The following is a 20,638-nucleotide window of genomic DNA, read 5'->3' as shown; positions in this document are numbered from 1 at the left end:
ATTGGCGACGTGTCGCTTCTTCGGAATTTCGATGCGGCGACGGCCCGAGAGGTAAGCGCCGGTCAGCGAGCGTGGCGCTTTCAGAATGTCAGCGAGTTTGCCCTGCGCGATGATCTCGCCGCCGTGCACGCCCGCGCCGGGACCGATATCGACGACATGATCGGCGATGCGGATCGCGTCTTCATCGTGTTCGACGACGATCACCGTGTTGCCCATGTCGCGCAGTCGCACCAGCGTGCCGAGCAGGCGTTCGTTGTCGCGTTGATGCAGTCCGATCGACGGCTCGTCGAGGACGTACATCACGCCGACCAGGCCGGCGCCGATTTGCGAGGCAAGGCGAATGCGCTGGGCTTCGCCGCCGGAGAGCGTGTCTGCCTTGCGTTCCAGCGTCAGGTAATCGAGACCGACGTCGACGAGGAACTTCAGGCGCTCGCGGATTTCCTTGACGATCTTCACGGCGATCTCGCCGCGCCAGCCCGGTAGCGTCAGTGCCGAGAAAAACGCCAGCGATTCATCCACGGGCAGCAGCGTGATCTGCGGCAAGGCGCGATCGGCGACGAAGACATTGCGCGCGGAGCGATTGAGGCGTGCGCCGCCGCAGTCCGGGCAGGCGCGGTTGCTGATGAACTTGGCGAGTTCTTCCTTGACTGCCTGCGACTCGGTTTCGCGATAACGGCGCTCGAGATTGGGGACGATGCCCTCGAACTTGTGTTTGCGTTGCGTGCGGCCGCCCGACTCGGTGAGATAGGTGAAGGTGATCACCTCGTCGCCGCTGCCATGGAGCACGGCCTTGCGGATCTTGTCAGTGAGCTCGCTCCAGGGCGCATCGACATCGAAACCGAAATGTTTGGCCAACGATGCGACCAACTGGAAATAGTAGGCATTGCGCCGATCCCAACCGCGAACCGCGCCCGCCGCGAGGCTGAGCTCGGGGTGCACGACGATGCGCGCGGGGTCGAAGAACTGGCTGATGCCCAGGCCATCGCAGCTTGGGCAGGCGCCCATCGGCGAGTTGAACGAGAACAGTCGCGGTTCGAGTTCCGGCAACGAGTAATCGCAGACGGGGCAGCTGAACTTCGAGGAAAACAGCAAGGGCGCGGCCTTGTCGTCGTCCATGTCCATCACCGAGGCCAGGCCGTCTCCGAGCTTGAGCGCGGTTTCGAAGCTTTCTGCAAGGCGCTGCTTCATGTCGCCGCGTGGCTTGAAGCGGTCGATCACCGCTTCGATGGTGTGTTTGTTGCGCAGGCCCAGCGCCGGCACCTGGTCGAGCTCGAGCAGTGCGCCATTGACGCGCACGCGTACGAAACCTTGCGCACGGAGCTGTTCGAACACCTGCACGTGTTCGCCCTTGCGCTCACGCACCACCGGGGCGAGCAGTACGTAGCGATGGTCCTCGGGCAGCGCCATCACCTGGTCGACCATCTGGCTGACGGTCTGCGCTTCCAGCGGGAAACCGTGGTCGGGGCAGCGCGGCGTACCGACGCGGGCGTAGAGCAGGCGCAGGTAGTCGTAGATTTCGGTGATGGTGCCGACGGTCGAGCGCGGGTTGTGCGAGGTCGACTTCTGCTCGATCGAGATCGCGGGCGATAGGCCCTCGATGTGGTCGACGTCGGGCTTTTCCATGACCGAGAGGAATTGCCGGGCGTAGGCCGACAGCGATTCGACGTAGCGGCGCTGGCCTTCGGCATAGATGGTGTCGAAGGCCAGGGAGCTCTTGCCCGAGCCGGAAAGGCCGGTGATCACGATCAGCCGGTCGCGCGGCAGGTCGAGATCGATGTTCTTGAGGTTGTGGGTACGCGCGCCGCGGATGCGGATCGTGTCCATGCAGGGGCCTGAGGAGGTCGGAACAGGGCAGTTTAGCAGGGCAAGCCGGGTCGGCAGGTGGGGCTGGATCGCTGGACGTGTTGGCATGTCGACAAGCAGGGATCTTCCGGGCGCCGTCAGCCGAATGGGTCGGATTTGCTGGGAATGGCCAGGAGCTGGGCGCAGGGTCCGCTTTGGCGGGGGGGCGGGTCAGGGAGATATCCAACGCCGCCGCATTGCCCGGGGCGTCGCCCAGTCCGGGCTGTTCGGCAGCGGCGGGGTGGGCGGGTCCTAGGGCCGACCCGTAAAAAGTCCCGAGGCTATTGACCGGAAAGGGGTTTTCCACCACAATTCCGCTTCTGTCCCGTGACCGCGGGGCAGGTTTTTCCCAAAATAACTACAGAGGAATTCCGGTCATGTACGCAGTAATTGTCACTGGCGGTAAACAGTACCGCGTGATGAAGGGCGAAGTTCTCCGCGTCGAGAAGCTCGACGTCGAAGCGGGCGGCAAGGTCGATATCGACAATGTGCTCCTGCTTGGCGACGGCGAGAAGATCACCATCGGAACCCCCAACATCGCAGGCGCGAAGGTCTCGGCCACCGTCAAATCGCACGGTCGTCTGGATAAGATCCGTATCGTGAAGTTCCGCCGTCGTAAGCACCATCGCAAGCAGATGGGCCATCGTCAGCACTACACCGAAATCGAAATCACCGGCATCACTGCCTGAGCGTAAGGAGAACTCGTCATGGCATCAAAGAAAGGCGTAGGCTCGTCACGCAACGGCCGCGATTCCAATCCGAAATATCTGGGCGTCAAGATCTATGGTGGCCAGGCTGTTGAAGCCGGCAACATCATCATCCGCCAGCGCGGCACCGAGTTTCATCGCGGTTCCGGCGTCGGCATGGGTCGCGACCACACGCTGTTCGCACTCGTGGATGGCAAGGTCGACTTCTCCGTGAAGGGCCCCAACAAGCGTCGTACGGTCAGCGTGGTTTCGGGCGAGTAATCGCTTGCATGCAGGCTTGAAGGGCCCCGCTTCGGCGGGGCTTTTCGTTTCAAATCCCGGAAGACGATCAGGCGAGTGAGGGGATTCGTTCCCAGTGCGCAGAGCCGAAAGTCGTTTCCTCCTCATTTTCCCGCGTGCCGGTGACTCATGAAATTCGTAGATGAAGCTGTAATCACCGTGTTCGCGGGCGCTGGCGGCAATGGCTGCGTCAGCTTCCGTCGCGAGAAATTCATTCCTCTCGGCGGTCCTGACGGCGGCGACGGTGGCGACGGCGGCAGCGTCTGGGTGATCGCCGACGAGAACCTCAACACGTTGATCGACTTCCGTCACGACCGCCAGTTCCGCGCCCAGCGCGGCGAGAACGGCATGGGTCGACAGATGTTTGGCAAGGCCGGTGACGATGTCACCATCCGCGTGCCGATCGGTACTGAAATCATCAACGTGGCCACCGACGAAATCATCGGCGACCTCACCGAGCACGGCCAGCGCATCAAGGTCGCGCAGGGCGGCGAAGGCGGCCGTGGCAACGTGCACTTCAAGACCTCGGTCAATCGTGCGCCGCGCAAGGCGACGACGGGTTCACCGGGCGAAGAGCGCGATGTCCGGCTCGAGCTGAAACTGCTCGCCGACGTCGGCCTGCTCGGGTTTCCGAATGCGGGTAAGAGCACCTTCGTGCGCGCCGTATCGGCCGCTACGCCGAAGGTCGCCGATTATCCCTTCACCACTTTGTATCCGAATCTTGGCGTGGTCAGCGTCGAGGCCTACCGCAGCTTCGTGATCGCCGACATCCCCGGCATCATCGAAGGCGCTGCCGAAGGTGCCGGTCTGGGCAGTCTGTTCCTGCGCCACGTGCAGCGCACGCGGGTGTTGCTGCACCTGGTTGACATGGCGCCGTTCGACGAGGAAATCAGTCCGGCCGCGCAGGTGCGTGCCATCGAGAACGAGTTGCGCCAGTACGATCCGGGAATGCTGGAAAAGCCGCGTTGGCTGGTCATGAACAAGGGCGACTTGCTTTCGGATGAGGAGCGCCGTGAGCGTGCCGAGGCCATCGTCAAGGAGCTTGACTGGCAGGAGCCTTGGTTCATCGCCTCGGCGATCGGTCGCGACGGCACTTGGCCGATCATGCTGCGCATCCAGCAGTTCTTCGACGACCAGAAACACGCGGCGCTGGAAGCGGCCGAAGACGCGGCGATCCGTGCGGAGATGTCGCGCAATGCCTGAGATGCTCGGGCAGAAATGTGTGCCTGCGCGATCGGGCCTGGCGGGTTCGCCAGGCGTGACGGGCTATTCCATGAAAAAACCGGCTTTCGCCGGCTCGATGTACCCTTCAAAGAAAAAACCGGCCTGCGCCGGCTGGGCGTATCCCTCAATGAAAAAGCCGGCTTGCGCCGGCTGGACGTATCCCTCAATGAAAAAGCCGGCTTGCGCCGGCTTTTTCGCTGAACCTGAAACGTCCGGATCAGGCGACCTTGAGGGCCTTGATGCGAGCGTTGATGCGGCTCTTGTGACGGGCAGCCTTGTTCTTGTGGATCAGGCCGCGTGCGGAGAAACGATCGAGGATCGGCACGGCAGTCTTGTAGGCGGCTTCGGCAGTGGCGACGTCGTTGGCCTCAATGGCCTTGAGAACGCGCTTAACGGCGGTACGCAGCATGGAGCGATGGCTGGTATTGCGCGCGTTGCGGACCAGGGTCTGCTTGGCGCGCTTCTTGGCGGATTTGATGTTGGCCACGATGGATTCCTGAACTGAGGCGGTGAATGTGAGCTGTAAGACCCGAAAGTATGGCCGATTCAATGGCTTGAGTCAAACCCGCCAGACACCCGTCCCACAAGAAGGGGGCAGGGCATGAGCCGCCCGAGCATGTCGCGAGGGCTGCTGTCTTTCAGCAGCATGACCATGATCTCGCGGGTGCTGGGCCTGGTCCGGGATACGGCGATCAACGCCGCTTTCGGCGCCAACGCCGCCACCGATGCCTTCTGGGTGGCGTTCCGCATTCCCAACTTCATGCGCCGGCTGTTCGCGGAAGGCTCGTTTTCCACGGCCTTCGTCCCGGTCTTTACCGAGGTCAAGGAAACCCGGCCGCATGCCGAACTCAAGACCCTGGTGGCCCGGACATCGGGAACCCTGGGCGGCGTCCTTCTGTTGATCACCGCCGCGGGCGTGATTTTCGCTCCCCAGGTGACCGCCCTGTTTTCTCCGGGTGCGATCAACGATCCGGCCAAGTTCGCCCTGACCGTCGATCTGCTCCGGCTGACCTTCCCGTTCCTGCTGTTCGTCTCGCTCACCGCTCTCGCCGGTGGCGCCTTGAACAGCTTCCACAAGTTCGCGTTGCCGGCGTTGACGCCGGTGATTCTCAACCTGTGCATGATTGCCGGCAGCCTGTGGCTGGCGCCGAAGCTGCAGGTGCCGATCATGGCGCTAGGCTGGGCTATCTTCGCGGCCGGCATCCTGCAGTTGCTGTTCCAGTTGCCTTCGCTGCGCCAACTCGATCTGCTCTCGTGGCCGCGCTGGGGAATGCGCGATCCGAACGTGAGCAAGGTCATGCGTCTGATGGTGCCGACTTTGTTTGGCTCGTCGGTGGCGCAGATCAATCTGTTGCTCGATACCGTGATCGCCTCGCTGCTGTTCGTCGGTTCGCAGTCGTGGCTTTCGCAGGCGGATCGTTTTCTCGAGTTGCCGCTGGGCGTTTTTGGTGTCGCCCTGGGCACGGTGATCCTGCCGTCGCTGTCCCGGCACCACGTCACCACCGATCACGATGGTTTTTCGCGCGCGCTCGACTGGGGGCTGCGCACGACGCTGCTGATCTCGGTGCCGGCGATGCTCGGCCTGATGCTGCTCGCCGAGCCGATGGTGGCGACGCTGTTCCAGCACGGCAAATACACTGCTTTCGATACCCACATGGCGGCCTTGTCGGTGACCGGTCTGAGCTTCGGACTGCCGGCTTTCGCGCTGGTGAAAGTGCTTCTGCCGGCGTTCTACGCGCGCCAGGACACACGCACGCCGGTGCGCGCCGGTGTCGCCTCGCTGGTCACCAACATGGCGTTGAACCTGATTTTCCTCGCGGTGCTCTATGTCCTCTGGGCGCCCGCCAAGGTCCAGCAAGGCGACTGGTTGCATGGTCTTTCCCTAGTGCCGGGCCTGCACGTGGCCCTGGGCCTGGCCAGCGCGCTGGCCAGTTACGTCAACCTGACTCTGCTCTGGCGCTGGCTCAAACGCGACGGTGTGTACGAGCCGCAGCCGGGCTGGTCGCGACAGATGTTCCGGTTACTGCTGGCCTGCGCGGCGATGGTGGTCGTGCTCATCGCCGGGCGCTGGCAGTGGCCGGACTGGAGCGTCATGAGCAGCTTTTCCCGGATATGGCACCTCGCGCTGCTGATCGGTGCGGGCGGCGGCGCGTATGCCGCAGTGATGTTCGCGATGGGCTTCCGACTCCAGGATCTGCGCGGCGCCTAGCGCCTCGCGGGCTATACTTTCGGCCATGAGTCAGCTGTTTCGTGACATCCAGGGCAGCGCGCTTTGCCCGCAAGGCAGTGTGGTTTGCATCGGAGCTTTCGACGGCCTGCATCGCGGCCATCAGGCGCTGATCGGCCGCGCCTTGGCGCGTGCCCGGGAGCTAGGCGTGCCGCTGGTCGCGTTGAGCTTCGAGCCGTTGCCGCGTGAGTTCTTCGCACCCACCCTGCCGCCGCCGCGCCTACTGCTGCCGCGCGGGAAATTCGAGGGTCTGCGCGATCTTGGCGTCGATGTCGTCGGTCTGCTGCGCTTTGATCGTGCTCTCGCTTCGATGCCTGCTGCAGATTTCATCGAATCCGTATTGCTCCGTCGCTTGTCGGCAAAAGAAATCTGGGTCGGCCCGGATTTCCGTTTCGGCAAGGGCCGCGAAGGCGACGTTGCGATGCTGCGCAAGATCGGCAACGAGCGCGGTTTCAGTGTCTGCGAAATCGCCCCGGTGCTTTCCGACGGCGAGCGTCTGTCGAGCTCGCAATTGCGCCTGCAATTGGCTGCCGGTGATCTCGATGGCGCTGCTCGAATCCTGGGGCACCGTTACGCGATCGCCGGCAAGGTGGTGCGCGGCAAGCAGCTCGGTCGCACGCTGGGCTATCCGACCGCCAATATCCGTCTGGCTGGCAAGCGCCCGGCACTGATGGGCATCTATGCAACCTGGGTGCACGGCGTCGGCGCCGAACCCATCGCCAGCGTTTCCAGCCTGGGCACACGCCCGACCGTTTCCGGCCTGGAGCCCTTGCTCGAGGCGCATCTGTTCGACTTCGATGGCGACTTGTACGGCAAGCGCATCCGCGTCGAATTCGTCGCCAAGCTGCGCGACGAGGAAAAATTCGACGGCTTGCCGGCCTTGGTCGCGCAGATGAATCGCGATGCCGAGCAGGCACGCAAACTGTTGCAGCATGATCACGAAGACATGGGAGTCAGTGCGTGAGCGCGTCCGATAGCAAGAAAGACTACAAACACACCATCACGCTGCCCGACACGGCCTTCCCGATGCGCGGCGACCTGCCCAAGCGCGAGCCGGGCATCCTCGCCGGCTGGCAGCAGCAGAAGCTCTACCAACAGATCCGCGCCAAAGCCAAGGGCCGTCCGTTGTTCGTGCTGCACGACGGCCCGCCTTATGCGAACGGCGCGATCCACATCGGCCACGCGGTCAACAAATCGCTCAAGGACATGGTGGTCAAGTCGAAATTGATCGCCGGCTTCGATGCGCCGTATGTGCCGGGCTGGGATTGCCACGGCCTGCCGATCGAACTCGTGGTCGAGAAAAAATTCGGCAAGGTCGGCGACAAGCTCGACGCCGTCGCTTTCCGGCAGAAATGCCGCGAATACGCCGGCGAACAGATCTCTGGCCAGAGCCGCGATTTCCAGCGCCTGGGCGTGCTTGGCGATTGGGACAATCCATATCGCACCATGGATTTTCGTTTCGAGGCCGACATGCTGCGCGCGCTGGCGAAGATCGTCGAACGCGGCCATCTGTCGCGCGGCGTGAAGCCGGTGCACTGGTGTTTCGACTGCGGCTCAGCGCTCGCGGAAGCGGAAATCGAATACGCCGACAAGGTTTCGCCGGCGATCGATGTCGCCTACGACGCGATCGATGCGAAAGCCCTGGCGGCGAAGTTTGGCGTCGATAGCGGCGATGCCATCGTCGCCGTGCCGATCTGGACCACCACACCGTGGACGCTGCCGGCCAGCCTCGCCGTGACGCTCGGTCCCGATCTCGATTACGTGCTGGTCGACGGCCCCCTGCGCAATGGCAAACGCGTGCTGCTCGTGCTCGCGGAGGCGCTCGCTGAAAGCAGCCTCAAGCGCTACGGCATCGAAGCACCGAAATTCCTTGGTCAGGCCAAAGGCGCCGCGCTGGAAAATATCCTGTTGCAGCACCCGTTCTACGAGCGCCGCGTTCCGATCCTTCTCGGCGACCACGTCACCACCGACGCCGGTACCGGTGCGGTGCATACGGCGCCGGGCCATGGCCAGGAAGATTTCGTGGTCGGCCTCAAATATGGCCTGTTGGAAAAATACAGTGCCGCCGAAATCAATCCGCTCGGCGGCAACGGTGTCTATCTGCCGAGCACGCCAATCTTCGCCGGGCAATTCATCTGGAAGGCCAACGACAGCGTCGTCGCGTTGCTCGCCGAACGCGGCGTATTGCTGGCATCGGAAAAGCTCTCGCACAGCTACCCGCATTGCTGGCGGCACAAGTCGCCGGTGGCTTTCCGCGCGACGCCGCAGTGGTTCATTTCGATGGAACAAGCCGGCCTGCGCCGCGATGCGCTCGCGGCGATCAAGGACGTGCGCTGGTTCCCGGACTGGGGCGAAGCGCGCATCGCCGGCATGGTCGATGGTCGTCCGGACTGGTGCATCAGTCGCCAGCGCACCTGGGGCGTGCCGATTGCCTTGTTCGTGCATCGCGAAACCGGCGAACCGCATCCGCGCAGCGTCGAATTGATGCGCGCCGTTGCCGCCAAAGTTGAACACGATGGCGTCGATGCCTGGTTCTCGCTCGATGCTGCTGATCTGCTCGGCGCGGAAGCGCCGCATTACGACAAGATCACCGACATCCTCGATGTCTGGTTCGATTCCGGCGTCACCCACGAGGCGGTACTTGCCGCGCGCCCCGAGCAGCAACTGCGCAAACCTGCCGACATGTATCTGGAAGGTTCCGACCAGCACCGCGGCTGGTTCCAGAGTTCGCTGTTGACCGGCGTCGCGATGGATGGCGTTGCGCCATACAAACAGGTGCTGACGCACGGCTTCACCGTCGATGCCGCCGGTCGCAAGATGTCGAAATCGATTGGCAATACCGTCGAGCCGCAGAAGGTGATCGATTCGCTCGGCGCTGATGTGTTGCGTCTGTGGATCGCCAGCGCCGACTACCGCAACGAGATGTCGGTCTCCGACGAAATCCTCAAGCGCAGTGCCGATGCTTATCGCCGCATCCGCAATACCGCACGTTTCCTGCTCGGCAATCTTGCCGGCTTCGATCCCGCGCAGCACCTGGTCGCGCATGGCGATTGCCTGTTGCTCGATCAATGGATCATGGCCAAGACGCGCAGGCTCAACGACGACATCTGGAAGGCCTACGCCGACTACGATTTCTCGCGTGTGGTTTCGCTGGTGCAGAATTTCTGCACCAACGAACTCGGCGCGCTTTATCTCGACGTCACCAAGGACCGCCTGTACACCATGCAGGTAGACAGCCGCGGCCGGCGTTCGGCGCAGAGCGCGATGTTCCGGATCTTGGAGGCATTCGCGCGCTGGCTGGCGCCGATTCTGAGCTTCACCGCCGACGAGATCTGGCAGTACCTACCGGGCCAGCGCGAAGCGAACGTCTTGTTCGCCACCACCTCCGATATCGATGTGTTGTTGCCGATCGATGGCGATTACCTGGCAGCCGACGGCGAGTTGATGCAAGGACTGTTGGCGTTGCGCGAATCGGTGAGCAAGGTGTTGGAGCCGATGCGCGCCGAGGGCCAGATCGGTGCGTCGCTGGCTGCCGATGTCAGCGTCTTCGCCGATATCGACCAAGCGCAACTCGCGGCCTTGCCGGGCATCGCGGAAGAACTGCGCTTCCTGTTCATCACTTCCACGCTCGACTTGCAGCCGTCCGCGCTCAAGTCGGTGGGTGCGGTGAAGAGCGAGGGCAGCGAAGCCTGGGTGTTCGCGAAGGCCTCCAGCCACGGCAAATGCATTCGCTGTTGGCATTATCGCGAAGACGTCGGTACCTATCCCGATGATCCGGAGCTGTGCGGTCGCTGCGTCGAAAACGTCAACGGTGCTGGCGAAGTGCGTCGCTATTTCTAGGCCCCGATGCGACCGCGGCTGTGACGATGCCGGGATTTGTTTTTGCCGCTGATGCATTTGGTCAACGGCTCCGGCCCGACTTTTTTATCTTGACGTACGCACTCCGCGTCGCCGCAATGGAATGAAGAGAATGATGGAAACAAGCAGACTCAAGCCCAACGCCCTGGCCTGGATCGCCGTCTCGATCGCGCTGATCGCGATCGATCAATGGACGAAGTTTCTCGCCGTCGGCGCGTTGGCCTTCGGCGAATCCAGAGCGTTCATCGCAGGCTTCTGGAACTGGACGCTGGCGCAGAACACCGGCGCCGCTTTCAGTTTTCTGGCCGATGCCGGCCCATGGAAGCACTGGTTCTTCATCGGCCTGGGCTTCGTCGTCAGCGGCATGCTGGTCACCTGGCTGTGGCGCACGCCGCGCGCGGACTGGCGCACGGCGCTGCCGTTCGCGGTGATCATCGGTGGCGTGCTCAGCAACGTGATCGACCGTTTCCGCCTCGGTTACGTGATCGATTTCGTCGACTGGTATGTCGGCGGCCATCATTGGCCGATCTTCAACGTCGCCGACTCCTGCATCATGGTCGGCGTCGCGCTGTTGTTGTGGGGCAGTTTCCGCGGCAAATGAGCACTCTCCGCAACCACGTTCAGGTGCGATCAGCGTATCCTGAAGCCGCTGCGAATCCGGCCCGGAATGGCCCGCGCCGCCGCATCTCCAGCCACACGACCGGAACCAACGACTGATGGATATCGTGCTCGCCAATCCCCGCGGTTTCTGCGCCGGCGTTGACCGTGCGATCGAAATCGTCAAGCGTGCGATCGAAAGTTTCGGTGCACCGATCTACGTCCGCCACGAAGTCGTGCACAACCGTTTCGTGGTCGAGGACCTGCGCCAGCGCGGCGCGGTGTTCGTCGAGGAACTCGACGAAGTTCCGGCCGGTGCGACGGTGATCTTCAGCGCGCATGGCGTGTCGCAGGCCGTGCGTGCCGAAGCCGCCGGTCGCGGCCTGAAGATTTTCGACGCGACCTGCCCGCTGGTGACCAAGGTGCACATGGAAGTCGTGCGCCATTGCCGCGCCGGCCGCGATGTCGTGCTCATCGGTCATGAAGGCCATCCGGAAGTCGAGGGCACGATGGGGCAGTGGCAGGCGGAAGCGGGGCAGGGCCGCATCTATCTGGTCGAGGACGTCGCCGACGTGCAGGCGCTGGAAGTCGCGCAGCCCGACAACATCGCTTACACGACGCAGACCACGCTGTCGGTCGATGAAACCCGTGACGTGATCGCCGCGCTGCGCAACAAGTATCCGGAACTGCAGGGGCCGCGCCACGACGACATCTGCTATGCCACGCAGAATCGCCAGGATGCCGTGCGCGAACTCGCCGCCGAATGCGACCTCGTGCTGGTCGTGGGCTCGGTGAACAGCTCCAATTCCAATCGCCTGCGCGAGCTCGCCGAGCGCGACGGCGCCACTGCCTACCTCATCGATGGCGAACAATTCATCCAGCCCGAATGGCTGCAGGGCAAGCGTCGCATCGGCGTCACCGCTGGCGCTTCGGCTCCGGAGGTGCTGGTCCAGGGCGTGATCGCGCGCCTGCAGGCACTGGGCGGTGGTGAGGTCCGCGAGCTGCATGGCGAGCCCGAGGACATGGTTTTCGCCCTGCCCAAGGAGCTGCGGCTGGTGCTGGTCGACTGATTCAAATTGACCCGGACCCCTGCCGCGGCTAAAATCCGCCGTTCGCCGGAATAGCTCAGTTGGTAGAGCGCGTCATTCGTAATGATGAGGTCGTAGGTTCGATTCCTATTTCCGGCACCAAACCTGCATCCGCGGCGCGCCCTGTCCGGGACGATGGCCGGCGACGGTGCGACTGAGGAAAGAGCCCGCTTTGGCGGGCTTTTTTCATCGGACCCGGCGCTCCGGCCGGCACCCCGGCCGACCGTAGCGAGCGAGCATGCAAACCAGCGCCCCGCAAGCCAACTACCGCCCCGATATCGATGGTCTGCGTGCCATCGCGATCAGCACGGTGGTGGCCTATCACGTCGGTTTGAGCCGGCTCAGCGGTGGCTTCGTCGGTGTCGATGTCTTCTTCGTGATCTCGGGCTTCCTGATCACCGCGATGCTGTATTCGGAAGCCGATCGCAGCGGCGGCATCAATCTCGCCGAGTTCTACGCGCGGCGCATCCGTCGTCTGCTGCCGGCCTCGTCGCTGGTGATCGCGGTGACCTTGCTGCTCGGCGTGTTCTTCATGTTTCCGGTCGGGCATGAGCAGCTGATGCTGGCGCGTTCGGCCGTTGCCGCGGCCTTGTTTGTTTCCAACATCTATTTCTGGAAAAGCACCGGCGGCTACTTCGACGGGCCCTCGGACCAATTGCCGCTGCTGCACACCTGGTCGCTGGGCGTGGAGGAACAGTACTACCTGGTCTGGCCGCTGCTGCTGCTGGCGATCGTGCGTCTGTCGGGCGTCGCGCGCACGAATCTTCGCCGCAACGCGATGATCGCCTTGTCCGTGCTTTCGCTCGCCTCGCTCGCCTGGAGCATTCGCCTGTCGCAGCACGCCGCGCAGGAAGGTTTCTACCTGCTGCCCTCGCGCCTGTGGGAATTGGGTCTGGGCGCGCTGGCGGGGCTGGCCCTGCAGCGCTATCGAGGGAGCGGCAACGCATCGGTACTGGCCACAGTGCTCGCGGGCGCGGGTCTGCTCGCGATCGTCATCGCCGTGTTCGCCTTCGATCTGAATACGCCGTTCCCAGGCTATGCCGCCTTGTTGCCAGTACTGGGTACGATCGGTCTGCTGTCGGCGGGCGCGATGGCGCCGGACAATCCGGTGTCGCGATTGTTGTCGACGCGCGTGCCGGTGTTCCTCGGCAAGGTTTCGTATTCCTGGTATCTGTGGCATTGGCCGCTGCTCGCATTCGCGCGCTCGATGGCGCTGGGCGAACGCAGCCTGCTGCGCGACGGAGCGCTCGGCCTGTTGTCGTTGTTGCTGGCCTGGCTCACGTATCGCTTTGTCGAAAATCCGATCCGGCATCGCCGCCCCGGCGGTTTCGCGACGTTGCGCGGCACCTTGTTCCAGGGCGGCAAGCTGATTTTTGGCAGCATCGTGTTGGCTGCCTGTTTGTTGGCATGGCGATCTTACGGCCCGAAGTCCGAGCGCGTGCGCCAGGTTGATTTCACCGCGCGCGATTATTCGCCGATGCGCGATCGCTGCATGCACGATCCGAACAAGGCGCTGGCGCCGGTGCCCGATGCCGCCTGCGTTGCCGGCAATCCGGCCAGCAAGACCCTGGTGGCGATCTGGGGCGATTCCCACGCCGACCAATGGATGCCGGCGATGCTGCAGAACTTCGCCGATGTCCGCGTCACGCAATTCACCGTCGCGGGTTGTCCGCCGCTGCTCGGCAATCGCATCGAGCATGGCGAACATTGCAAGGCGTACAACGATGAAGTCGCGATGCAATTGCCTTTGCTCAAAGCGCAGGGCCTGAGTGGCGTGGTGTTGGCGGCGCGCTGGCCGGCCTATCTCGGCCAGCCGGGCATATCCGTCGGCGATCAGAAGACGGTGCTTTATTACGACACCGCAGCGCACTCCGAAGACGAGGCGCTGGTCGTGCTCGCGGCATCGCTCGATCGCAGTCTCGCAGCGCTCGAAGCGAACGGCATCCGCGCGCTGGTGCTCGGCTCGGTGCCGGAGATGCGCTATTCACCGCCGGAATGCGTGCTGCGCAAGGAAATTTCCGAGTGCGATGTTTCGCGTCCGCTCAACGATCGCTACCGCGGCCGCGTGATCGCCGTGATCAAACAGGTTGTCGCCCACCACGGCAATGCCCGCTTTGCCGATCCGATCGATGCGCTTTGCGATGCCAACGCCTGTCAGGCGATGCGCGCCGGCCGCGTGCTGTATATCGACGACGATCACATCTCCGGCAGCGGCGCCCTCGCGGCGCTGCCGATGCTCAGGCCATCGCTGGACTGGCTGCGCGGGCCGTCGGGCTGATGGCGATTCCTTCGCCAGCAAAGTCGCGCCGACGTGTGGACGCTGCCGGCATTGCCGGCCATGCTAGGCCAATCATTCAAGCGCGCTGTCCGGAGTTCGTCGATGCTGTTTCCGTTTCCTAAAGCCAGCAGCCAGTATCGCGCCGACATCGATGGCCTGCGCGCCATCGCCATCACCACTGTGGTCGCCTACCACGCGAATTTTCCGTGGTTCTCCGGTGGCTTCGTCGGCGTCGACATTTTCTTCGTCATTTCCGGCTTCCTGATCACCGCGCTGCTGTTCAACGAGGAGTTGCGCAGCGGTCGCATCGATCTCGCCGCGTTCTATGCCCGTCGCGTGCGCCGCCTGATGCCGGCCGGCCTGCTGGTCATCGTCAGCACGATGTTGCTTGCGGCTTTCCTGTTGCTGCCCACCGTCGCCGAACAATTGAACCTGATCCGTTCGGCCGGAGCGGCGGCGTTTTTCAGTTCCAACTTTTTCTTCTGGCAGGAAACCGGCGGCTACTTCGATGGCCCGGCCTACACCTATCCGCTGTTGCATACCTGGTCGCTGGCGGTGGAAGAGCAGTACTACCTGGTCTGGCCGTTCCTGCTGATCGTGGTTTATCGCTATGCAAAGGCCGCGACCGAAACCGGCAACCGCCTGCGCATCATCGCCTTGCTCGCGCTGATGTTCTTCGCCTCGCTGGCGTTGAGCGTGTACTGGACGCGGACGCAGCCGAACGCGGCGTTCTACCTGTTGCCGACGCGCGTCTGGGAATTCGCGATCGGCGGCATTGTCGGTTTGTCGAGCAAATGGATCGCCGACAATCTGCGTCGCGCTGGCGACCTGTTCGCCGTCGTCGGCCTGGCCGCGATCGGCTACTCGGTGTTTTACTTCACCCACGCCACGCCGTTCCCGGGCTCGGCGGCGCTGGTTCCGGTGCTGGGTACGATCGCCCTGTTGGCCGGCACCACCGCCAACGATCAGGGCCAGGTGCGCAAATTGCTGTCCACGCGCCCGTTCGTGGTGATCGGGCTGCTGTCGTATTCCTGGTATCTGTGGCATTGGCCGCTGCTGTCGATCAGCCGCATCGTTGGCTTGGGCATCGATGACGTCGGCCGCAATGCGCTGATGCTCGGGCTCGCGTTGCTGTTGGCTTACCTCACCTATATTTTTGTCGAGAATCCGATCCGCGAACGCCGCCCTGGCTGGTTCGCGAAGTCGCGCTCGACGCTGGCAATGGGCGCGGTGATTTCCGCGATCACCCTGGCATCGGCGATTGGCCTGCTGGCCTGGCGCGAACACCTCAAGACGTCGTCGCAGATCAAGGCGATCTTCGCTGCGGTCACCGATGCCTCGCCTTACCAGAGCAAATGTTCGATGCCCGCGACGAAGCTGCCGACGCAACTGCCGTTGGCGGTCTGCGTGCACGGACCCGACAAGACGCAGCCGCAGATCATGCTCTGGGGCGACTCCCACGCCGACCATCTGATGCCGATGCTGATGGAGAAATTCCCCGATCGCAGCGTCTACGAAATGGTGATGCCCGGTTGCGCTCCGTCGCTGGGGCAGGGCGCGCACGAACCTGGCCTCGCGGAAAACTGCGCGCATTTCAATCAGCTCGCCCTGCAGCGCATGCACGAATTGCGCGGCAAGGGCCTGCAAGGCGTGCTGATTTCTGCGCGTTGGGCGCGCTATGCCTCGATGCCGAGCCTGTCGCTGTCCGAGGCGGGCGAAGGACCGCCGGCGAGCGCGGCGAAAATCGTCGCCGACACCGCGAAACTGCGCAGCAATCTCGATGAATCGTTGAGCGCATTGACCGCGATGGGGCTGCGTGTCGTTGTGATGGCGCCGACGCCGGAGATGATCTATCCGGTGCCGCAATGCCTGGCCCGCCGCAAGCCGGAGCAATGCGAAACGCCGCGGGCGATGAACGACGCGATGCTTGCCGACGTCACAAAACTGCTGCGCGAGGTCGTGGCGAAGCACCCGGGTGTCACGCTGATCGATCCGATCGGGTTCTTCTGCGACAGCACGCGCTGCTATCCAAAGCGCGACAACACCATCCTGTATTTCGACGACGACCACGTCACCGGCTCGGCGGCGCGCTTGCTCGCTCATGCGTACGCGCAAGAGCTCGATGGTCTGCGTGGCGACGCGGCCCCTGTTGCACCGACGCAATAACTTCCGGGGCTCCGATCGTGGCGAAAGCGAAAACGGCTTATGTCTGTTCCGACTGCGGTGCCAACTTCAATAAGTGGCAAGGCCAGTGCGGCGAATGCGGCGCTTGGAATACGCTCAGTGAATTCGTGATCGAGCCGGCGTCGGCGGCCGGCAAGGGCCCGACGCGCAACGCCGGTTACGCCGGTGCGGTCGACGCCGCGCAGATCATGGCGCTCAAACAGGTCAGCCAGGTCGCGGAAGTGCGCGTTTCCACCGGCATCGGCGAATTCGATCGCGTGCTTGGCGGCGGTCTGGTCGAAGGCTCCGTCGTGCTGGTCGGCGGCGATCCTGGCATCGGCAAATCAACGCTGCTGCTGCAGGCATTGGCCACGATGGCCGGGCGCTTGCCGGCGCTGTATGTGACTGGCGAAGAAAGCCTCGCGCAGGTCGCCGGCCGCGCCACGCGCCTCGGCCTGCCACTCGATGGCCTCGATGCGCTCGCGGAAACCGGCGTCGAAAAAATCCTCGCGCTTGCAGCGCAGGCCAAGCCGCGTTTGATCGTCGCCGATTCCATTCAGACCTTGTGGTCCGAACAACTCACCGCCGCGCCGGGCTCGGTCAGCCAGGTGCGCGAAAGCGCCGCGCGGCTGGTGCGTTTCGCCAAGGAAACCGGTACCAGTATTTTTCTGATCGGGCATGTGACCAAGGAAGGCGGCATCGCCGGCCCGCGCGTGCTCGAACACATGGTCGATGCCGTGCTGTATTTCGAAGGCGAAAGCGGCAGTCGCTTCCGCGTGTTGCGCGCGTTCAAGAATCGCTTCGGCGCGGTCAACGAACTCGGCGTGTTCGCGATGTCCGACAAGGGCCTGCGCGAAGTGCCAAATCCTTCCGCGATTTTTCTTTCCGGTTCAACCGGCCCGACGCCGGGCAGCGCGGTGATGGTGACGCGCGAGGGCACGCGACCGCTGCTGGTGGAAGTGCAGGCGCTGGTCGATCACAGCCCGCTGGCGAATCCGCGTCGCGTCACTCTGGGCCTTGAGCAGAATCGTCTCGCCATGTTGCTGGCAGTACTGCATCGCCACGGCGGCGTCGGCGTGTTCGACCAGGATGTTTTCGTCAATGTCGTCGGCGGCATCCGCGTGCAGGAAACCGCCGCCGACTTGCCCGTGCTGCTCGCGGTGCTGTCATCGCTGCGCGACAAACCCCTCGCCGAAAAAACCGTCGCCTTCGGCGAAGTCGGCCTCTCCGGCGAGATCCGTCCCGTGCCCAATGGCGAAGAACGCCTGAAGGAAGCCGCGACACACGGCTTCAAACGCGCCATCGTGCCCAAGGCCAACGCGCCGAAGAAAGGCAAAGTCGGCGAGATGGAAGTGATCGGCGTGGAAAGGTTGGCCGAGGCGTTGGCGGCGGTGTTTTGAAGTTGATTGAAATCGCGTGCGCACCGTCGTAGGAGCGGTCATGACCACGATTTGTCCAAGGTGCGGTCAATCGGGAAAAATGTACTCTGACCCCTGTTCTTCGAGCAGTTGATCTTCTCTTCGCGTCCCGCTGGAAACTCCCTTGCAAACCACCGCCCCCGACCTCCTGACCTGGCATCCCTTCCACGTCTCGCAGTGGCCGAAGAAGGTTCTGCGCGATCCGGCCGATTACGATGGTGCCGACAAGCTGAGTCTGGGCTTCGATCTCGGGGCGATGTCGGAGAGCGAGAAAAAGCGCGCCATCGCGCAGTGGTGTGAAAAACTGCCAGAGCTGACGGCGGTGCGTTGGCTGAGCCTGTGGTCGCATGTCACGCCACCGCTGTTTGAAGCTGCGTGCAAGATGCCGGGTCTGGAATGTTTGCAGATCAAGTGGAGCAATGTCCGGCGCCTGGACTCGATCAGCGGGTTGGCGAATCTCCGTTATCTGTCCATCGGCAGCTCGACCAAGGTCGAGTCGGTCGCGCCGCTGGCATCGCTGACGCAGCTGAAGCTGCTCGATATCGAGAACTTCAAGCTGATCACCGACTTCTCGCCGCTGGAAAAACTCACTTCGCTGGAATCGCTGGCCGTCACCGGCAGCATGTGGACACGGCAGGACGTCGGCTCGCTGGAGCCGTTCGCGCGCATGACCTGGCTGCGGCGGCTGGCGCTCGACACCACGCGTGTGGCCTCGCTGCGTCCCCTGGCCAATCTCAAGAACCTCGAAGCATTGGATCTGGGCGGCAGGTTGCCGATGAAAGAATATGCGTGGCTGTCGGCGAAACTGCCCAACACCGCCTGCCGCTGGTTCGGTCCCTGGCTCGACCTCGCTTCCACGGGCATCGGCCGCTGCGTCAGCTGCCAACAGAACAGCAAGGTGATGCTGACAGGCAAAGGCACGAAGGTCCTTTGCCGAACCTGCGACCAGGGCAGGATCGCGCAACACGCCGCGGCCTTTGAAATGGAACGGCAGCGGTCGTTGGCGGAAGGTTAGCGCCAAACCGTAGGAGCGGTCATGACCGCGATTTATCCACGGCGCGCTCGATCAGGTCAGAATGTACTCTGACCCCTGTTCTTCAGTGTTCTGGTAGAAAATCGATGAACTTTGCCCTGTTAATAATGCTTCTGAGCGACGTCTCGACGCGGGTGATCTCACCATGCCCAGCAGTTGGGTTGTCCACTGAAAGAGCCGTAGGATTTGAAAACTGGGTCAGTCTGGACGGGTATCGAAAACCAACGTCAAACAGGCTCTATGGCATCGGGTTTTCTTACGGAAATCCCCAGAAACGGTTCGATGTCGCGCCAGATTCGACGACCCACAGTTTGGGCAAGGCCAGAATATCGTTTGAGTTCGGTAGGGATCAGGACGTTTGGGTGACTTGTCTTTATGGGTCGAATGAACGTGGATTTGCGGTCACACGACAGTTCGGAAAGCTCGAAAGCTGTGAATTGACCTATTTGGGCAAGGGGTTCGGTCATCTCGAAAGCGCAACATGCAGGTATCAGAATCCGGAACGGAAAGAAAAATAGGGGTCGAAAAATAGGGGTCAGAGTACATTTTCCGAAGACTCGCGTCGGCTAAGTCCGACCGCAAAGATTCAAACGGATAGTCACTCTGATCGCCAATTGAAAAGGCCTGCATTCCTGCAGGCCTTTTCTTTTTTAAGTACTGAAAAATATCCAGACCGATCAGCCACGCCGATCCCAATCCATCACCGCATCACTCTCAGCCGGGTTACTCCGGCTTCTCGCCGCTCTTCAACTTTGCTGCCTGCCGCCCCGCGTAATCCTGGTGCAGCATGTTGCCGAGCAAGACGTTGACGAGGCCGCCGCCGGAGCCGTCCGCGCCGCCGCCGGCGACGATATCGGGCACGATCTTGATGCCGCCTTTCGCCAGTGCTTCGGCAACTTGCACGACGGCGAAGTTGCCGGCTTCCATCGAGGCGACCTTGAGGCGGATGACTTCGGCTTCGGCGCCGCCGACGGCCTTGATCTTCGCGCCTTCGGCTTCACCGACGGTGCGCAGCACGTTAGCATCGGCTTCGGCGTTGATGGTTTTCGATTTCGCGCTGCCTTCGGCGAACTTCACCGAGGCGCTGGCTTCGAAGCCAGCGATGGTGACTTTGCGTTCGGCATCGACGACGCGCGCCTGCGTGTCGGCGAGTGCAGTGGCCTGCTGCAGTTCCTGGCGTACCGATTGCGCCTGACGCTGGGTTTCGTAGGTCACGCGTTCCTGTTCGGCGATCTTGCGGTCGGTCAGCGTGCGCATGAGTTCGTCTGGCGGCACGATGTCGCCGATCAAGGTATCCACCGCGCCGACGTTGTATTCGCGCAGCGCTGCCGAGATCGCTTCGCGCGCTTCGTTCTGGCGCGTAGAACGGTTCTTGAGGAAGTCGATGATGTCGCTGCCCTGCGCGGCGTTGCGGAAGTAGTTGCCGATCGTCGGCTCCAGCACCTGGGTCACCAGCGCGCTCATGTCGCCGAATCGCGCGATCACCTTGGGCGCGTCGTTGCGCGGGATGTGGATGATCTGCGAGACGTCCATGTTGAACTTGAAGCCGTCGCCCGAACGCACGGTGATCGTCGACAGGTTGGCGTCGAGGCGGTGCGCCTCGGTCTTGCCGGTCGCCCAGTTCAGCACGACGTTCGCGGTGGGCACGTTGACCACCTTGTGCGTGTTCGGATTGATCGGATACTTGCCCGGATCCAGCGGATCGATGCACACGCCTTTCTCGCCGCGCGACACCAGGTTGGCGTGCTTGAAGCCCTCGCCGGTGACGTCGCTGCCCTCGCGTCCGATGTAGGCGATCACCACGCCGACGTGGGCGATCGGCACGGTGAACATGTCGACGACCTCGACCGTGGCGAAGCGCGGGTTGAGGAAGTAGCGGCCGGCGAGCAGCACCTGCTCCTGCAGGCCCTTGTTGCCGCCGTTG

Annotated in this window: 17 protein-coding genes and 1 tRNA gene; 15 read left to right on the top strand and 3 right to left on the bottom strand. The window is 63.0% G+C overall.

What is annotated here, in order from left to right; translation table 11 throughout:
- The coding region (gene uvrA / locus VKM35_RS02075) for an excinuclease ABC subunit UvrA (RefSeq protein WP_324317837.1) at window positions 1-1,824 on the bottom strand (1,824 nt) is incomplete at its 3' end.
- Between the two features lie 395 nt (window positions 1,825-2,219).
- Here uvrA and rplU point away from each other — a divergent pair.
- The 4 genes from rplU to VKM35_RS02055 all read left to right on the top strand — a co-directional run bounded on the left by rplU (window position 2,220) and on the right by VKM35_RS02055 (window position 4,253).
- Window positions 2,220-2,531 (top strand): 50S ribosomal protein L21, encoded by a 312-nt coding sequence (rplU, locus tag VKM35_RS02070; protein ID WP_324317835.1) that lies wholly within the window; start codon window positions 2,220-2,222, stop codon window positions 2,529-2,531.
- 18 nt (window positions 2,532-2,549) lie between these two features.
- Window positions 2,550-2,810 carry a 50S ribosomal protein L27 gene (gene rpmA, locus VKM35_RS02065; RefSeq protein ID WP_324317833.1) on the top strand — a complete coding sequence of 87 codons (261 nt, stop codon included), beginning with the start codon at window positions 2,550-2,552 and terminating at the stop codon, window positions 2,808-2,810.
- A 147-nt stretch (window positions 2,811-2,957) separates the two neighbouring features.
- The gene (cgtA, locus tag VKM35_RS02060) at window positions 2,958-4,031 is read left to right on the top strand and encodes an Obg family GTPase CgtA (protein ID WP_324317831.1); all 1,074 of its coding nucleotides are present in this window, start codon (window positions 2,958-2,960) and stop codon (window positions 4,029-4,031) included.
- A 15-nt stretch (window positions 4,032-4,046) separates the two neighbouring features.
- Window positions 4,047-4,253, top strand: coding sequence for a hypothetical protein (locus tag VKM35_RS02055; RefSeq protein ID WP_324317829.1), 207 nt, complete (start codon window positions 4,047-4,049; stop codon window positions 4,251-4,253).
- A 16-nt stretch (window positions 4,254-4,269) separates the two neighbouring features.
- On the opposite strand, the gene rpsT is transcribed toward VKM35_RS02055, so the two are convergent.
- Window positions 4,270-4,539, bottom strand: coding sequence for a 30S ribosomal protein S20 (gene rpsT / locus VKM35_RS02050; RefSeq protein ID WP_324317827.1), 270 nt, complete (start codon window positions 4,537-4,539; stop codon window positions 4,270-4,272).
- 114 nt (window positions 4,540-4,653) lie between these two features.
- On the opposite strand from rpsT, the gene murJ reads away from it, so the two are divergent.
- The 11 genes from murJ to VKM35_RS13810 all read left to right on the top strand — a co-directional run bounded on the left by murJ (window position 4,654) and on the right by VKM35_RS13810 (window position 19,232).
- On the top strand, window positions 4,654-6,261 hold the full coding sequence (murJ, locus tag VKM35_RS02045) for a murein biosynthesis integral membrane protein MurJ (RefSeq protein WP_324317825.1): 1,608 nt from the start codon (window positions 4,654-4,656) through the stop codon (window positions 6,259-6,261).
- Window positions 6,262-6,286: 25 nt separating this feature from the next.
- A complete protein-coding gene (locus tag VKM35_RS02040) occupies window positions 6,287-7,243 on the top strand; it encodes a bifunctional riboflavin kinase/FAD synthetase (RefSeq protein WP_324317823.1) in 957 nt (318 codons plus the stop codon).
- A gap of 62 nt (window positions 7,244-7,305) precedes the next feature.
- Window positions 7,306-10,119: an isoleucine--tRNA ligase gene (gene ileS, locus VKM35_RS02035; protein ID WP_324317839.1), complete on the top strand. Its 2,814-nt coding sequence runs from the start codon at window positions 7,306-7,308 to the stop codon at window positions 10,117-10,119.
- Between the two features lie 133 nt (window positions 10,120-10,252).
- Window positions 10,253-10,738, top strand: coding sequence for a signal peptidase II (lspA, locus tag VKM35_RS02030; protein WP_324317821.1), 486 nt, complete (start codon window positions 10,253-10,255; stop codon window positions 10,736-10,738).
- A 115-nt stretch (window positions 10,739-10,853) separates the two neighbouring features.
- Complete coding sequence (gene ispH, locus VKM35_RS02025; RefSeq protein ID WP_324317819.1) at window positions 10,854-11,804, top strand: 4-hydroxy-3-methylbut-2-enyl diphosphate reductase; 951 nt, start codon at window positions 10,854-10,856, stop codon at window positions 11,802-11,804.
- Between the two features lie 44 nt (window positions 11,805-11,848).
- A tRNA-Thr gene (locus VKM35_RS02020) sits at window positions 11,849-11,924 on the top strand.
- Window positions 11,925-12,060: 136 nt separating this feature from the next.
- Window positions 12,061-14,100 (top strand): acyltransferase family protein, encoded by a 2,040-nt coding sequence (locus VKM35_RS02015; RefSeq protein ID WP_324317817.1) that lies wholly within the window; start codon window positions 12,061-12,063, stop codon window positions 14,098-14,100.
- Window positions 14,101-14,202: 102 nt separating this feature from the next.
- Window positions 14,203-16,266 (top strand): acyltransferase family protein, encoded by a 2,064-nt coding sequence (locus tag VKM35_RS02010; protein WP_324317815.1) that lies wholly within the window; start codon window positions 14,203-14,205, stop codon window positions 16,264-16,266.
- Between the two features lie 17 nt (window positions 16,267-16,283).
- A complete protein-coding gene (radA, locus tag VKM35_RS02005; RefSeq protein WP_324317813.1) occupies window positions 16,284-17,663 on the top strand; it encodes a DNA repair protein RadA in 1,380 nt (459 codons plus the stop codon).
- Between the two features lie 142 nt (window positions 17,664-17,805).
- A complete protein-coding gene (locus VKM35_RS02000; protein ID WP_324317811.1) occupies window positions 17,806-18,696 on the top strand; it encodes a leucine-rich repeat domain-containing protein in 891 nt (296 codons plus the stop codon).
- Window positions 18,697-18,800: 104 nt separating this feature from the next.
- Window positions 18,801-19,232 (top strand): STY0301 family protein, encoded by a 432-nt coding sequence (locus VKM35_RS13810; protein ID WP_414636533.1) that lies wholly within the window; start codon window positions 18,801-18,803, stop codon window positions 19,230-19,232.
- 205 nt (window positions 19,233-19,437) lie between these two features.
- On the opposite strand, the gene VKM35_RS01995 is transcribed toward VKM35_RS13810, so the two are convergent.
- Window positions 19,438-20,638, bottom strand: a 1,201-nt coding sequence (locus VKM35_RS01995; protein ID WP_324317809.1) for an SPFH domain-containing protein, incomplete at its 5' end; no start/stop codon positions are given.

Origin of the sequence: Arenimonas sp., assembly GCF_035312645.1 — a bacterium.
Classification (GTDB): domain Bacteria; phylum Pseudomonadota; class Gammaproteobacteria; order Xanthomonadales; family Xanthomonadaceae; genus Arenimonas.
This window is presented reverse-complemented; position numbering and strand designations above follow the sequence as displayed.

Bases quoted from the DNA above. Each gene is read 5' to 3' on its own strand.
- rplU (WP_324317835.1), top strand. From the start codon at position 2,220: ATGTACGCAGTAATTGTCACTGGCGGTAAACAGTACCGCGTGATGAAG.
- rpmA (WP_324317833.1), top strand. From the start codon at position 2,550: ATGGCATCAAAGAAAGGCGTAGGCTCGTCACGCAACGGCCGCGATTCC.
- cgtA (WP_324317831.1), top strand. From the start codon at position 2,958: ATGAAATTCGTAGATGAAGCTGTAATCACCGTGTTCGCGGGCGCTGGC.
- VKM35_RS02055 (WP_324317829.1), top strand. From the start codon at position 4,047: ATGTGTGCCTGCGCGATCGGGCCTGGCGGGTTCGCCAGGCGTGACGGG.
- murJ (WP_324317825.1), top strand. From the start codon at position 4,654: ATGAGCCGCCCGAGCATGTCGCGAGGGCTGCTGTCTTTCAGCAGCATG.
- VKM35_RS02040 (WP_324317823.1), top strand. From the start codon at position 6,287: ATGAGTCAGCTGTTTCGTGACATCCAGGGCAGCGCGCTTTGCCCGCAA.
- ileS (WP_324317839.1), top strand. From the start codon at position 7,306: ATGCGCGGCGACCTGCCCAAGCGCGAGCCGGGCATCCTCGCCGGCTGG.
- lspA (WP_324317821.1), top strand. From the start codon at position 10,253: ATGGAAACAAGCAGACTCAAGCCCAACGCCCTGGCCTGGATCGCCGTC.
- ispH (WP_324317819.1), top strand. From the start codon at position 10,854: ATGGATATCGTGCTCGCCAATCCCCGCGGTTTCTGCGCCGGCGTTGAC.
- VKM35_RS02015 (WP_324317817.1), top strand. From the start codon at position 12,061: ATGCAAACCAGCGCCCCGCAAGCCAACTACCGCCCCGATATCGATGGT.
- VKM35_RS02010 (WP_324317815.1), top strand. From the start codon at position 14,203: ATGCTGTTTCCGTTTCCTAAAGCCAGCAGCCAGTATCGCGCCGACATC.
- VKM35_RS13810 (WP_414636533.1), top strand. From the start codon at position 18,801: ATGAACTTTGCCCTGTTAATAATGCTTCTGAGCGACGTCTCGACGCGG.